General features: G+C 70.9%; 12 protein-coding genes. 9 read left to right on the top strand and 3 right to left on the bottom strand.

The genetic code is table 11. The features are described from left to right. Window positions 1–10: 10 nt before the first annotated feature. Window positions 11–1,267: a glutamyl-tRNA reductase gene (locus tag IM660_RS12765; protein ID WP_246464940.1), complete on the bottom strand. Its 1,257-nt coding sequence runs from the start codon at window positions 1,265–1,267 to the stop codon at window positions 11–13. 133 nt (window positions 1,268–1,400) lie between these two features. After that, window positions 1,401–1,826 (bottom strand): PPOX class F420-dependent oxidoreductase, encoded by a 426-nt coding sequence (locus tag IM660_RS12760; RefSeq protein WP_193496003.1) that lies wholly within the window; start codon window positions 1,824–1,826, stop codon window positions 1,401–1,403. A gap of 164 nt (window positions 1,827–1,990) precedes the next feature. Here IM660_RS12760 and IM660_RS12755 point away from each other — a divergent pair, with 164 nt between their 5' ends. Beyond that, the gene (locus IM660_RS12755) at window positions 1,991–3,085 is read left to right on the top strand and encodes a CPBP family intramembrane glutamic endopeptidase (RefSeq protein ID WP_193496001.1); all 1,095 of its coding nucleotides are present in this window, start codon (window positions 1,991–1,993) and stop codon (window positions 3,083–3,085) included. Window position 3,086: 1 nt separating this feature from the next. Here the strand turns inward: IM660_RS12755 and IM660_RS12750 are convergent, their stop codons facing one another. Continuing rightward, a complete protein-coding gene (locus IM660_RS12750; protein ID WP_193495999.1) occupies window positions 3,087–3,803 on the bottom strand; it encodes an alpha/beta fold hydrolase in 717 nt (238 codons plus the stop codon). A gap of 106 nt (window positions 3,804–3,909) precedes the next feature. Here IM660_RS12750 and IM660_RS12745 point away from each other — a divergent pair, with 106 nt between their 5' ends. The 8 genes from IM660_RS12745 (at window position 3,910) to hemB (ending at window position 12,709) form a co-directional block, all read left to right on the top strand. Continuing rightward, a complete protein-coding gene (locus tag IM660_RS12745) occupies window positions 3,910–5,538 on the top strand; it encodes an HNH endonuclease (protein WP_193495998.1) in 1,629 nt (542 codons plus the stop codon). A gap of 117 nt (window positions 5,539–5,655) precedes the next feature. Beyond that, complete coding sequence (gene hemE, locus IM660_RS12740) at window positions 5,656–6,705, top strand: uroporphyrinogen decarboxylase (RefSeq protein ID WP_193495996.1); 1,050 nt, start codon at window positions 5,656–5,658, stop codon at window positions 6,703–6,705. After that, complete coding sequence (locus IM660_RS12735; protein WP_193495994.1) at window positions 6,702–8,111, top strand: protoporphyrinogen/coproporphyrinogen oxidase; 1,410 nt, start codon at window positions 6,702–6,704, stop codon at window positions 8,109–8,111. Before hemE ends, IM660_RS12735 begins: the two co-directional genes overlap by 4 nt. A 67-nt stretch (window positions 8,112–8,178) precedes the next feature. Beyond that, window positions 8,179–8,895: a hydrogen peroxide-dependent heme synthase gene (gene hemQ, locus IM660_RS12730; RefSeq protein WP_193495992.1), complete on the top strand. Its 717-nt coding sequence runs from the start codon at window positions 8,179–8,181 to the stop codon at window positions 8,893–8,895. Window positions 8,896–8,912: 17 nt separating this feature from the next. Next, complete coding sequence (locus tag IM660_RS12725) at window positions 8,913–10,100, top strand: ferrochelatase (protein WP_425503886.1); 1,188 nt, start codon at window positions 8,913–8,915, stop codon at window positions 10,098–10,100. Beyond that, entirely contained in the window at window positions 10,097–11,017 is a 921-nt protein-coding gene (gene hemC / locus IM660_RS12720; protein ID WP_193495989.1) for a hydroxymethylbilane synthase, read from the top strand. Before IM660_RS12725 ends, hemC begins: the two co-directional genes overlap by 4 nt. Next, window positions 11,010–11,738, top strand: a complete 729-nt coding sequence (locus IM660_RS12715) for a uroporphyrinogen-III synthase (RefSeq protein ID WP_193495987.1) — start codon at window positions 11,010–11,012, stop codon at window positions 11,736–11,738. The genes hemC and IM660_RS12715 overlap by 8 nt, the downstream gene beginning before the upstream one ends. After that, entirely contained in the window at window positions 11,735–12,709 is a 975-nt protein-coding gene (gene hemB / locus IM660_RS12710; RefSeq protein ID WP_193495985.1) for a porphobilinogen synthase, read from the top strand. The genes IM660_RS12715 and hemB overlap by 4 nt, the downstream gene beginning before the upstream one ends. Window positions 12,710–12,718: the final 9 nt, after the last annotated feature.

Here is a 12,718-nt window from a genome sequence, read left to right as displayed (position 1 = left end):
CGCTAGCGTCTCAGATGTCGGCCGTGCCCTGGGTGCCGAAGGTCTCGATCCCGTACAGGGTGCGCATCGCCGCGACCACGTCGTCCAGGCGGCCCTCGGCTGCATGCTCCCGCGCCCGGGTGGTGGGGGTGTGGATCAGCACGCTCGCGAAGTGCCGGAGCGCCCGCTCGGTCTCATCGTCGGCGTCGCCGCGTGCGCGGGCGCGTGCGAGCTCTGCCTCCAGCACCTGCTCCACATGCGTGCGGTAGGCCACGATCGCCGGTGCGGCGGCGTCCTCGGCGGAACGCTGCTCGAACTCCTGCGCCGCCTGGTCAACGAGGTCCAGCGCCTCGGCACTCGCGTTGAGCTCCTGGACAGGCGCGTGCAGGCTGATGGTTTCCAGGTCCAGCAGGTCCACGCCATGCAGGTGGGCGACATCCTTGCTGACGTTCGCCGGCAGCCCCAGGTCCACCACCAGCATCGGATGACCTGGCAGCCGCTGGGCTTCGGTCAGATCGGGGGCGGTGAGTGTGAGGACATTCGTGGAGGTGATCACCAGGTCGGCCCGCCGCAGCGCCTCGGTCCGCTCGGACGTCGGTACAGCCCGGACGCCTTCACGCAGTGCGAACCGCTGCTCACGGCCTGAGGGGGAGGCCACATCCACCACACCGACACCGCGGTCACGGAGGGCGGCGAGCGTGGTCCGGGCATAGGCGCCGGTGCCGATGATCAGCACTTTCGCTTCCTGCCAGGCCGGGAGGCGCGTCTCGGCCAGGTCGAGCGCGAGGCGGACCATCGAACGGCCGGCCGCGTTGATCTTGGTGGTGTTCTTCACTCCACGCGAGGTGGTCGAGGCCATCTGGAACAGCCGCTCCAGGCTCGGGGTGGTGGTACCGCCCTGGCGGGCCTCCGCCAGAGACCGGCGTACCTGCCCGGCGATCTCGTCCTCCCCAAGCACCACCGAGTCCAGCCCGCTCGCCACGGCGAACAGGTGTGCCGCGACGCGACTGGCCCTCATCGTGCGGGTGCGGGTGCGCAGTTCGGTCGGATCGATGCCGGCGCGCGTGGCGATCCGGTCGAGGGCGCGTGCGATGACGGACTCGGCCGCTGCATCCGTGTCCGTGCCGGTGCCGGTGTCGACGTCCAGGTAGGACTCATACCGATTGCAGGTGGCCACGACCACCGCACCTCGCACCTCGGGATCGTCCAGGTGCAGGGCTGAGCCGCCACCGGAGGCGGCGAGTCGTTCCAGGAGGGTGAAGTCAGCTGTTCGATGACTTGCACTCACGCATACCAGCACACGTCCATGGTAGAAGCGGCGGCGGGCGCAGATCGGGACGGTCTGTCACATCCCAGCGTGCGGACCGGCTCCGCGGCGTGCTGCTGCCGATCAACCCACCGGCGGGTGTGGGCGATCCCACTCAGTCGGCGAGGTCGCGTGCCGCGATCACTTTCGTCGGGGTGACGCGGACCAGCAGCTCACCGGGCACCCCGTTGCGTGCCCCGAACTCCTCGGCGCGCTCGGCGCCCATGTAACGTGCGGCGATCCGGGTGGCCCAGGTGCGCACTTGGTCGAGGTCGTCGATCAGCTCCACGGTGCCTTCGATCGTCACGAAGTTGAACGGCGGAATGTCGTCATGGAAGCTCAGGGCCACTTGCCCGGTGCGCCGTAGTGATCGAGCCTTCACGGTCTCGTCGCCCGTGTTGAATACGATCTGCCCGCTCTCGTCGTCGAAGGCCACCCAGACGGGCACCACGTGTGGGCGACCGTCCTTGCGGGTGGTCGCTGCCGCCACGGTCCGGGCGGGGGTGGCGCGGATGAACGCCTGGATCTCGTTCTCGGTCATCGGTGCGTACCCCATGCCGTGCCCAACGATCGGATCGGGTACAGCATTCCCGTACCACCGAGCTCCTCCCCGAGGGGGAGATCGGCGAATCGATCGCGTGGGGGAGGCCCAGGGCGATCCGTGCCTTCTACCGTCGATGGTGAGCGAGCGAGAGAGGAAAGGTCATGCCCGAGCAGCACGAGGAGGGCCAGCGAGCCGCGGGCGGGATCTCCACGGCCCCGGTGGCGCCGACAGTATCAACGGAACCGGCGCCGACGAGGGACTGGGTGAGAGAGCAAGCGGAACGGAACGCGCGCTATGCGCCGATCCTGCCGGAACGGGTGCGATGGCGAGCGGTGGTGATCTTCGTCGTCGTGGCGATGGGCCTGGCCTGGGTGGCGTGCTTGCCGCTGTGGCTTTCCGGCGAAGGCCTGGGGCATCCGCTGTTCCAGATCTTCGCCCTGCTGATGATGTACACCCCCACCATCGCTGCCGCAGTGGTGATCTTCGGCGTGGATCGTCCGGCGAGCATCCCGCGGCGCCTCGGCCTGGGGCCGTTGCGCCCCTTCGGTCGCACGATCGGGATGAGCGCGGCGACCCTATTCGCCTTCGCCGTGCTGCCGTTCGCTGCCGTGTTCCTCGGGGCGGCGCTCGGCATGATCCAGCTCGACCTGGAACACCTCTCCGCAGCACAGGCTCAGCTGCAGCAGATCGAGGCACAGGCCGGGCCAGGCGGCACCGCGGGCATGACGCCGCAAATGCTGCTCCTGGTGAGTATCGCAGCCGTGCCCATCAACGCGTTGGTGAGCTCGGCGGCGGCGTTCGGGGAGGAGCTGGGCTGGCGGGGGTGGCTGGTGCCGAACCTGCTGCCGCTCGGCCGGTGGCCGGCACTGCTGATCTCCGGTGTGATCTGGGCGCTGTGGCACGCACCGATCATCCTGCTCGGGTACAACTTCGGCTACTCCGATGCCCGCGGTCTGGCGCTCATGATCGGGTTCTGTGTGCCCCTGGGGGTCCTCCTGGGATGGCTGCGCCTGCGGACTGCGTCGGTCTGGCCGGCCGTCGTGGGACACGGTGCTGTGAACGCCGCTACCGGCACGACGTTGTTGCTACTGCACGTGGATGCCGCCCAGGATGTGCAGCAGGCGTCGCTGGGCACGTTCCTTGGGATGCCGGGATGGATTCTCATGGCGGCCGTGGTGCTGCTGATCGTCGCCCTCGGGCAGTTCCGGAAGCAGGCCGAACCCGGCGTGTCGTGGAAGCCGGGCCACGAGGCGTGACCTACGCGCGGGTGATCGCATCGGCGAGCTCGTCCGGGTGGCTGACCATCCCCATGTGACCTCCAGGCACCTCGCCGAAGATGTGCGGGCCGATACGCTCCGTTGCCAGGCGCTCGGTGAACTCCGGTGGGAAGAGACGGTCGGAGGCAAAGGCGAGTACCGTCGTCGGGACCTCGGGCCAGCCGGCCCTGGGCCACGGTTGGGAGAATGCGCGGTCGGACTGATCGCGCTCCCACCGGTCGGCGTTCTCGCGCTGTTCGGCACTGAAGCCGGTGTAGAAGAGCTCGTCCATGTCGAGCGGCAGCTGGAGCCCGTCGCGTTCGGCGGCCCGCTGGTGAGCGCCGGCCTGGTCCGTCGCGGCCCACCACTGTGCGCCGGACTCGCCCGGTGCCGGGATCATCGGACTCAGCAGAGTCAGGCGCGCCACGGGGAGCAGGTCGGGCACGAGCCCGGCGGTGAAGGCGCCGAAGGAGTGTGCGACGACGTGGACGGGCTCACCGGCGGCCCCGTCCCGCTCGGCGGCGTCCACCACGGTTCTCGCGTAGTCCTCCAGAGACGCGGACTCGTCCGCGCAGGGGAGATCGACCGCAGTGCTCGAGCGACCTGAAGCAGTCAGCCGTGCACGGAGTGCGTCCCAGTAGCCGGGGTCGGAGCCGGCGCCAGGGATGAGGAGCGCGTGAGGACGGTCCGTGTCTGCGGGTGTCGGCGATTTGACCATGAGGCAGGCTACTGCGAGGTCGTTTCGATCGACCAGCAGTCGCAGTGATCTGTCCTCTGACCTGGGCTCACGGGGCGATGTCGGTGGTGGGTGGGAGGGTGAAGTCATGACCTCGACAGCTACTGGTTCCGCGTTCTCGGCTTCGGCTGAGCGTGATGTGCTGGCGGCTGTGCGGGAGAACCGGGCTGCGGCCCGCGCGGTGGAGATCGAGTGTGCCGAGTTGGTGGTCTCCTGGGTCGCGGAGCGAGCGGTCGAGCCCGGCGAGGACGGTGCGGGTGCTGTGGGCGTGTACGACCCTGAGGTGGACATCGATCTGCCGGGGTCGACGGTGCCTGGCATGGAAGAACCGATGCGTCTTGCGGGGCAGGGTGCCCCGTGGGTCTCGGATTTGGGGTTTGCCCGGTTGGCGGCCACGTTGGGGCAGTCGAACGAGGCCGCGCTGTCCTATGTCGGGGCTGTGGTCGAGGTCGCGTACCGGCTGCCGGCCCTGTGGGGTCGGGTGCGGGCGGGGCAGGTCAGTTTCCACCGGGCGCGGGCGGTGGCCCGGTTGACGAGGAAGCTTCCGTTCGAGGGTGCGGGGTGGGTGGATCGGCAGGTTGCCTGGTCGATCGGGTCCTGTAGTAGGGCGCAGATCGAGCGGGCGGTGGCGGCCGCGATGGACCATTACGATCCTGAGCAGGCGCGTGCTGAAGCGCAGGCCGCGTTGGAAGCGCGCCGGGTCGAGATCCACCTCGGGGATGCTGGTGACCCGCACGTGCCCGGTTCGACCGCGGTTGTGAACTTCGAGGGCGGACTGGACCTGGCAGACGCGTTGGACCTGGAGGCGGCCGTGGCAGCCCGCGCCGCCGCGTTGAAGACCCTCATGCCGGATGCGAGTGAGGATGTACGCCGTTCGATCGCATTGGGTGACCTCGCCCGTGGGAAGGCCACCTTGCCGCCGGCCGCGACCGCGGATGCTCCGGGTGGCTCAGCCGTTCCGGGTGACTCGACCAGGGCGTGCGTCACCGAGCCCGCCAGGGCTGGTGCCCCCACTGGCCCGGCCGAGACGACCGGGGACCCGACCGCCACCGGCACCACTGGTCCGGAAGCCACGGGGCGCACGGTGATGCTGTACCTGCACCTGCGGGCCGATGCCCTCGACCAGCACGGTCGGGGTGTGGTGGGCCGGTGTGAGAACACTCGGTCCCCGGTCACGGTTGAGCAGGTCCGTTCCTGGTGTGGGAGCGCGGGGCGGGTGCTGGTGCGGCCGGTGATCGATCTGAACGACCAGTACTCGGCCACCACGTATGAGGCCAGTCCCAGGTTGCGTGAACAGGTGATCCTGCGCGACCAGCGGTGTAGGTTCCCGTTCTGCCCGCGCAGTGCTCGCACGGGGGATGTGGATCACATCACCCCGCACGAGCAGGGTGGTCCCACCAGTTCACGGAATCTGGCGGTGTTGTGTCGGCGTCATCACCGGGTGAAGACTCACACCGACTGGACGTATGAGTTGTTGAGCCCGGGCACGTATTACTGGACCGGGCCCGATCGGGTGGCGTATCTGGTGAGCCCGGCGGGCACGTTCGTACTCCCCGGTGTCATCAGTACCCCGGGTCAGCCGGTGATCAAGACCCGCCGTATCGCTATCGCGTCGATGAGAGCCAATGCCCGGGCTATGCCTACCCGCCGCCACCAGGTGCGACCAGCGGCAGAGCTACACCCCAGTTCCAGTAGCACCGACCCGCCACCCTTCTGACCACCCCGCCCCGAACCCCGCCGACCCCACCATCGACGGGGATATCGGCATGCCGTGGTCGTCACCCGGAGCGCACGCTGTGCAGACGGTCCGCCCGACGATGTCAGAATCGAGCGCGTGACCCTTCCTGAGCAGCACCCGCTCCACGGCCGTACGGCCGACGCGCCTCTCATCCGTGCCTACCGAGGCCAGCGCCCGGCGACCACCCCGGTCTGGTTCCAACGTCAGGCCGGGCGCTCCCTGCCCGAATACCGCGACCTGCGTACCGGCACCCGGATGCTGGATGCCTGCCTCGATCCCGACCTCGTCACCGAGATCACCCTGCAGCCCGTCCGCCGCCACGGCGTGGACGCAGCCATTTTCTTCAGCGACATCGTGGTGCCGCTGAAGGTTGCCGGCGTCGATGTCGACATCGTGCCCGGCAAAGGCCCGGTGATCGAGCACCCGATCCGCACCGCCGCCGATGTCGCCGCCCTGCGGGAACGCACGCTCGACGACCTCACCCCGATCACCACCGCCGTGCAGCGACTGACCGCCGAGCTCGGGTCCACCCCGCTGATCGGGTTCGCCGGGGCCCCCTTCACCCTCGCGGCCTACCTCGTCGAGGGCGGCCCGTCCAAGGACCAGCTCGCTGCCCGCACCCTCATGCACGCCCAGCCCGAGGTCTGGGCGGACCTGATGACCTGGCTCGCCGACCTGACCGGGGAGTTCCTGCACGCACAGGTGATGGCCGGTGCCTCGGCCGCGCAGCTCTTCGACTCCTGGGCCGGTGGCCTCTCCCTGGCCGACTACCAGGCCCACGTCGCCCCGTACTCTGCCCGCGCGCTGCGCCAGGTCCGGGGCCTGGACGTGCCCACCGTCCACTTCGGCGTCGGAACCGGCCACCTGCTCGGCGCCATGCACGAGGTTGGCGTCGACGTCGTCGGCGTGGACTGGCGCACCCCGCTCGACCAGGCAGCCGCCGCGATCCCCGGGGTACCGCTGCAGGGCAACATCGACCCCGCGCTCCTCGCCGCACCGTGGGAGGCGCTCACCGCACACACCGCCGACGTGCTCGCCGCCGGTCGCGCCGCCCCCGCCCACGTGCTCAACCTCGGTCACGGCGTCCCGCCCACGACCGACCCGGACGTGCTCACCCGCCTCGTCGCCTGGGTCCATCAGCAATGACCAGCGCCGTCGATGTCGCCGTGATCGGCGGGGGAGTGGCCGGCCTCGTCGCCGCCCGCGCCGCCGCCGCTGCCGGCGCCACGGTCACGCTGCTGGAAGCGGCCGACCACTTCGGCGGTCTCGTCGGTCACCACCGCCTCGCGGGCCTCACCCTCGACTCCGGTGCCGAGAGCTTCGCCACCCGCGGCGGACACGTCGCCTCCCTCGCCCGCGAGCTCGGACTCGACGAGGTCACGCCCACACCCGTGCCCGCCCGCGTACTCTTCGACGGCACCCTCCACCCCTTGCCGCGCGCCGGAATCCTCGGTATCCCCACCGACCTCGACGCCGCAGGACTCGCCGAGGTGCTGGGTGCCGACGGCCTGGCGCGCGCCCGCGAGGACCTCACCCTCCCCGTCACCCATGGCCGCGACACCGCCCGCGCCTCTCTCGCCGCCCTGGTTCGATCGCGCATGGGGACAGCCGTGCTGGACCGGCTCGTGCGGCCCATCGTGCGTGGCGTGCACTCCGTGGAGCCGGAGGAGTTGCGCGCGGAGGTACTGCTGCCCGGCATCGGTGACCGTCTCGCCACGCACGGATCGCTGGCCGGTGCCCTCGCCGACATCCGTGCCGCCTCCCCGGCCGGAAGCGCCGTCGCCGGCATCGACGGGGGTGTGCATCGCCTCACCGGAGCGCTCGCCGACGACCTCACCGCCCATGGCGTGACCCTCATGACGGCGTCCCGCGCCCTGGCAGCACATCGCACGCCGGGCGGATGGTCGATGACCGTCACCGCTCCCGACGGCGCAGCTCGCCACCTCCAGGCGACCTCCCTCGTGCTGGCGACCGCCCCCCACACGTGGCCTGCGCTACCTGATGACCTCACCCGGCTGGGTGCCGATTGGCCCCCGCCGCAGCAGATCGATCTGCTCACCCTCGTGCTGCGCGCCGGTGACCTCCCACCGCACGAGCGAGCCGGCACGCTCGTCGCCGACCCCGGGCAGGGCGCCAAGGCACTCACCTATGCCAGCGCCAAGTGGGAGTGGGTGCAGCGCGAGGCCGGGCCCGACCGTGCCGTCGTGCGTCTCTCATACGGGACCGACCCCGACGGGGCTCCGATCGTGCCTGCCGCGGAGCCGGATTCCCAGCACCCCCTCGCCCAGCACCGCCTTGCCCTGCGCGACGCTGCGCGGCTGACCGGGACCGCGGAGGCCTGGCCCGGCCACGCGCTCGAGGCAGTCGCCCACACCCGCCTGACCCCGCCCGCTCCCGTGCTGGGGTGGGAGACATCACAACGGGTCGGGCCACTGCGGGAGGCGAGCGACGCCGTCGGGAATCTGCACCTGACAGGCGCATGGATCTGCGGATCCGGCCTGGCGTCGGTGGTACCGCATGCGCAGGCGGCCGGTACTGCCGCGGCCCCCTGAGGTTCCCTCGCCGCTAACTGACACCTAGTCGCAAATCGTCACCACCGTGCCGGTTTACGCTGATCGGGTGGATGAGGCACAGACTGAGGCGCAACCGCACGGCTACACACTCTGGACCGTGCTCCGGCAGGACCCGCACCGGCAGGACCCGCACCGGCAGGCCCCGCACCGGCAGGCCGGGGAGGGCGCAGGGAACGAGGCCGTCACCGAGCTCGAGAACGCCCTGACCGCCACCGACGGGGTGACCGTGCGCGGGCTGTACGACGTCTCCGGTTTCAAGGCCGACTCCGACGCAATGGTCTGGCTGCACGGCGACCGTGCCGAGGACCTGCAGGCGGCCTGGCGCACGCTGCGCCGCACCCGCGTGCTCGGCGCCCTGCTACCCACCTTCAACCTCATGGGCATCCACCGCGAGGCGGAGTTCAACGCCCGGCACGTGCCGGCGTTCCTGCGCGGCAAGGAGCCGAAGGAGTGGCTCACGATCTACCCGTTCGTGCGCTCCTACGAGTGGTACCTGCTGCCCGAGGACGAGCGGCGCGCCATGCTTGCCGATCACGGCCGTCGCGGCGCCGCCTTCCGTGGCGTGCTCGCCAACACCGTCGCTGCCTTCTCGCTCGGTGACTACGAGTGGGTCCTGGCGCTCGAGGCCGATGAGCTGACCGAGCTGGTGGACCTCATGCGCGACCTGCGCTACACCGAGGCCAGGATGCACGTGCGCGAGGAAGTGCCGTTCTACACCGGACGCCGGGTGAGCGCGGCCGAGCTGGTGGAGGTGCTCTCGTGAGCATCCCAGGCACGGGGATCAAACCACCACCGGCCACCGGTGCCTACCTCGCGCCGGGCGCGCTGGTCGCGGCCGCCTCACCGGCAGCCCAGCAAGGCCCCGAGTACGTGAGCGAGCCGGTCGGCTACGACGCCATCCTCCTCGCGGGATTCGGGGGACCCGAGGGGCAGGACGACGTCATCCCGTTCCTGCGCAATGTGACCGCCGGTCGCGGCATCCCGGACGAACGCCTCGAAGAGGTGGCCCACCACTACCGCCACTTCGGCGGCGTGAGTCCCATCAACGAGCACAATCGCCAGCTCCGGGCGGCCCTCGCTGCTGAACTGACTGCCCGCGGCATTGACCTGCCGGTCTACTGGGGCAACCGCAACTGGGACCCCTACCTGCCCGACGCACTCCGCGAGGCGCACGCCGCCGGCCACCGCCGCCTGCTCGCGATCGCCACCAGCGCCTACTCCTCCTACTCCAGCTGCCGCCAGTACCGCGAGGACATCGCCGACGCCCTCGAGGCCACCGGCCTGGGCGGCGAGCTCGAGGTCGACAAGGTGCGCCAGTTCTTCGACCACCCCGGTTTCGTCACCCCGTTCTGCGACGCGGTCGCCAGCGGTCTCGCTCAGTTGCGCGAGCAGGGCGCCGGGAACGTCGAGGTGCTTTTCGCCACGCACTCCATCCCGACGGCGGATGCTCAGCGTTCCGGGCCCGCTCACCTCGGTCTCGGTGAGGGTGGGGCGTACGCGGCCCAGCACCAGGCCGTCGCCGAGGTGGTCATGGAGGCGGTTGGCGCCCAGGACGTGCCGTGGCAGCTGGTCTACCAGTCCCGCTCCGGGCCACCGAGCCAGCCGTGGCTCGAGCCCGACGTCAACGACGCCATTGCCGCGCTCCCGGGCGACGGGAGGGACGGTGTGGTGATCGTGCCGCTGGGCTTCCTCTCCGACCACATGGAAGTCCTCTGGGACCTCGACAACGAGGCGATGGAGACCGCCGGTGAGCACGGCCTGGCCGCGGTGCGTGTGGCCACTCCAGGCGTGCATCCGGCGTTCGTGGCCGGCCTGGTGGACCTGGTGGTCGAACGGTTGCAGGGCACCCCGGTCGAGCAGCGGCCGGCGAAGACCGCACTGGGCCCCTGGTACGACGTGTGCCGGCCCGGATGCTGCGAGAACGTGCGCCGCGGGTTCCGGCCCGCGGTGGCAGGGCTGCAGCCATGACACACGGGACGCTCAGGCTCGGCACCCGCGCCTCCGACCTGGCTCGCACCCAGGCCGGCACCGTGGCGGATGCGTTGGCCGGCGTCGGGGTGAACTGTGAGCTGGTGCCGATGACCAGCGACGGCGATGTCACCCGTGCCTCCCTCGCCAGCCTCGGCGGCACCGGTGTGTTCGCCGCCCGGCTGCGCACGGCGCTGCTCGCCGAGGAGTGCGACCTGGTGGTGCACTCCTACAAGGACCTCCCCACGGCGCCGCACCCGGGCCTGGAGGTGGTGGCCAGCCCAGTGCGCGAGGATCACCGTGACGCTCTCTGCGGCCGCGACGGCCTCGCGCTGGCCGAGCTGCCGGCCGGGGCCCGGGTGGGCACCGGCTCACCACGCCGGGCCGCGCAGCTGCGTACTGTGCGCCCCGACCTGGAGGTCGTCGACATCCGCGGGAACGTGGGTACACGACTCGCCTTCGTCAGCTCGGGGGAGTTGGACGCGGTCGTGCTGGCCGCCGCCGGGCTGCGCCGCCTCGGGCTGGACGAGGTGATCACCGAGACCCTCGACTGGCCGACCGCACCCGGCCAGGGCGTGCTGGCCGTCGAGATCCGATCGTCGCAAGATGCGCCGTTGCGGGACGCGCTGGCGCAGATCCACGACGGCGGCACCTGGGCCTGCGCGCAGGCGGAACGTTCCGTCTTGGCCACCTTGGAGGCCGGCTGTGCGGCGCCCGTGGCCGCACATGCCTCGATCTCCGACGGCGTAGGTACCCCGGGCCCGCGCCTGACCGTCCGGGCCCTCGCCTACCGCCCGGGCGGGGGAGAGGTACTCGAGGCCTCAGCCGAGGTGGAACCCGCCGAGGCGGTCACGGCCGGTGCCGACGTCGCGCGACGGCTGCTCGCCGACGGTGCGGCCGACTGGATTCATGACTGAGCCTGTGTCAGGAACGGTGCTGCTGCCACGTGGCGGTGCCTGGGGCGATCGCGCGTCGTCCGCTGTGCAAGCACGCGGTGGGACACCCTGGGTGGTGCCGCTGCTGCACACCACGCCGGTGGACAGCCCCGAGGTCGAGGCTGCCCGTTCGGCATTGGCCGCCGGTGAGATGGACTGGCTCGTGGTGACGTCCGCCGCCACCGTGGACCTCGTGCGGGACTGGCGCATCCGGGCCAAGGTCGCGGCCGTGGGCCCCGCCACGGCGAGCACGCTGCGGGAGGCGGGGATCGCCGTCGACCTCGTGCCCGAGCACACGTACTCGGCCACCGGACTGCTGCAGGTCTGGCCTGATCGACCCGGAGAGCGGGTGCTGCTCCTGCGCTCGGACCTGGCCCGTGCCACCCTCGCCGACGGTCTGGCGGGGCGAGGGTGCGAGGTGAGGGACGTCGTCGGCTATCGGACCACAGCGGCCCCGGTGAGCGAAGGCGATGTGTCGGCCGTGCAGTCGGGGCGCGCCGATGCCGTGCTGGTCACGAGCGGGTCCGTGGCGCGGGCGCTCGCGGCGCTCAACCCCCCGGCGAGTACGGTGGTTGTGAGCATCGGGCCGGTGACCACCGGTGAGGCCCGTGAGGTCGGGCTGACGGTGACGGCCGAGGCCGGCGAACGTACGCTGGCCGCGATGCTCGACGCCCTGGCCGCAGCACAGGAGGAGAAGTCATGAGAACCCGCCCCCGCCGGCTGCGCCAGAGCCCGGCGATGCGCCGGCTGGTACGCCAGACCCGGCTGCACCCCAGCGAGCTGGTACTGCCGATGTTCGTGCGCGAGGGAGGTGATCCACGCCCGATCGACTCGATGCCCGGGGTAGCCCAGCACTCGATGGACTCCTTCCGCGGCGCCCTCGTGGAGGCCGCCGGCGCCGGAGTCGGTGGAGTGATGCTCTTCGGGGTGCCCGCCCAGCGGGACGCGGTGGGCAGTGGCGCGACCGACCCCGCCGGCATCCTCAACGCCGCTACCGAGGTGGCCGTGGCCGAAGTCGGTGACGCGCTGGTGGTGCAGACCGACCTGTGCCTGGACGAGTTCACCAACCACGGGCACTGCGGTGTGCTGGATGACCGCGGCAGGGTCGACAACGACGCCACGCTCGCCCGGTACGCCGAGATGGCACTCGCCCAGGCACGGGCAGGATCGGCGCTGCTGGGCCTGAGCGGCATGATGGACGGCCAGGTCGCCCACGTGCGGGACGCTCTCGACGGCGAGGGGTTCACCGACGTGGCGCTGCTTGGCTACGCCGCCAAGTACGCCTCTGCCTACTACGGACCGTTCCGTGACGCAGTCGACTCCCAGCTCACCGGCGACCGGCGCACGTATCAACTCGACGCCGGGAATCGCCGCGAAGGCCTGCGCGAGGCCGAACTCGACATCGCCGAAGGTGCGGACGTGGTGATGGTCAAGCCCGCCTCCTCCTATCTGGACGTGCTCGCCGACGTCGCCGCCGTCAGTGAGGTGCCGGTGTGGGCTTATCAGGTCTCCGGGGAGTACGCGATGGTGGAGGCCGCTGCCGCGCAGGGCTGGCTCGACCGGGATGCCGTGATCGCCGAGAGCGTGCTGGCGATCCGGCGCGCGGGCGCTGAGGCGGTGCTGACCTACTGGGCGATGGAACTCGCTCAGCGACTGCGCAACGAGGAACTGTGAAGACCAGGA

The sequence above is a fragment of the Ruania alkalisoli genome, from assembly GCF_014960965.1.
Taxonomy (GTDB): Bacteria; Actinomycetota; Actinomycetes; order Actinomycetales; family Beutenbergiaceae; genus Ruania; species Ruania alkalisoli.
This window is presented reverse-complemented; position numbering and strand designations above follow the sequence as displayed.

Bases quoted from the DNA above. Each gene is read 5' to 3' on its own strand.
- IM660_RS12760 (WP_193496003.1), bottom strand. From the start codon at position 1,826: ATGACCGAGAACGAGATCCAGGCGTTCATCCGCGCCACCCCCGCCCGG.
- IM660_RS12755 (WP_193496001.1), top strand. From the start codon at position 1,991: ATGCCCGAGCAGCACGAGGAGGGCCAGCGAGCCGCGGGCGGGATCTCC.
- IM660_RS12750 (WP_193495999.1), bottom strand. From the start codon at position 3,803: ATGGTCAAATCGCCGACACCCGCAGACACGGACCGTCCTCACGCGCTC.
- IM660_RS12745 (WP_193495998.1), top strand. From the start codon at position 3,910: ATGACCTCGACAGCTACTGGTTCCGCGTTCTCGGCTTCGGCTGAGCGT.
- IM660_RS12735 (WP_193495994.1), top strand. From the start codon at position 6,702: ATGACCAGCGCCGTCGATGTCGCCGTGATCGGCGGGGGAGTGGCCGGC.
- hemC (WP_193495989.1), top strand. From the start codon at position 10,097: ATGACACACGGGACGCTCAGGCTCGGCACCCGCGCCTCCGACCTGGCT.
- IM660_RS12715 (WP_193495987.1), top strand. From the start codon at position 11,010: ATGACTGAGCCTGTGTCAGGAACGGTGCTGCTGCCACGTGGCGGTGCC.
- hemB (WP_193495985.1), top strand. From the start codon at position 11,735: ATGAGAACCCGCCCCCGCCGGCTGCGCCAGAGCCCGGCGATGCGCCGG.